The 1,119-nt window shown below is 66.6% G+C and carries 1 protein-coding gene; it reads left to right on the forward strand.

Annotated features, from left to right (window positions below; genetic code table 11):
* Positions 1–1,119: amino acid adenylation domain-containing protein (locus tag HWE17_RS28440; protein WP_176391115.1), on the forward strand; the 1,119-nt coding region annotated here is incomplete at both ends.

Here is a 1,119-nt window from a genome sequence, read left to right on the forward strand (position 1 = left end):
GGCGGAGGCCGTCAAGTTCGAGGGCCAGTCGCTCACTTACGGCGAGCTCAATGCGCGCGCCAACCGCCTGGCGCACTACCTGCGCGGGCAGGGTGTGGGCGCCGACAGCCTGGTGGGTATCTGCGTCGAGCGCAGCGTCGAGATGGTGGTGGGCTTGCTGGGTATTCTGAAGGCCGGTGGCGCCTATGTGCCGCTCGATCCAGGCTATCCGAAGGACAGGCTGGCCACCATGCTGGACGATGCGCGTCCGACCGTACTGCTGACCCAGCAGGCACTGGCCGATTCGCTGGTCGCCGCGCTGGCAGCGGCGATGGACCCGGCGTTGCCGGTGCTGTGCCTGGACAGCCAGTGGCCGTCGCTGGCAGGGCAGTCGGAAGTCAACCCGGCGCCGCAAGGCAGCCCGGCCAGCCTGGCTTATGTAATCTATACCTCGGGTTCGACCGGCAAGCCGAAGGGCGTGGCCATCGAACACGCCGGCATCGTCAACCGGCTGCAGTGGATGCAAGCCGAGTATGGGCTGACGGCGGCCGACCGCGTGATGCAGAAGACGCCGTTCAGTTTTGATGTGTCGGTGTGGGAGTTCTTCTGGCCGCTGCTGCAGGGCGCCACGCTGGTGGTGGCCAAGCCGGAAGGGCATCAGGATCCCTCTTATCTGGCCGCACTGATTGCCAGCGAGGGGATCACCACGATGCACTTCGTGCCGCCGATGCTGGACGCCTTCCTGGCTTCGGCCGGGCTGGCGCAGTGCGCAACGCTGCGCCAGCTGATCTGCAGCGGCCAGGCGCTGCCGCTGGACTTGGCGCAGCGCTGCTTCGAGGTGCTGCCTGGCGTGGCGCTGCATAACCTGTACGGTCCGACCGAAGCCTCGGTAGACGTGAGCTATTTCGCTTGCCGGCCGGACAACGGTCTGGCCTGCGTGCCGATCGGCCGGCCGATCTGGAATACCCAGTTGTACGTGCTGGACGCGCAGTTGCAGCCGGTTCCCTTGGGTGTGGCGGGCGAGCTGCATATCGGCGGCATTGGCCTGGCGCGCGGCTACCTGAACCGCCCTGAGCTGACGGCCGAGAAATTCATCGCCAATCCTTACGGCGAAGCCGGTTCGCGCCTGTACAAGACGGG

It is taken from the genome of Janthinobacterium sp. BJB401, assembly GCF_013372745.1.
In the GTDB taxonomy this organism is placed as follows: domain Bacteria; phylum Pseudomonadota; class Gammaproteobacteria; order Burkholderiales; family Burkholderiaceae_D; genus Janthinobacterium; species Janthinobacterium rivuli.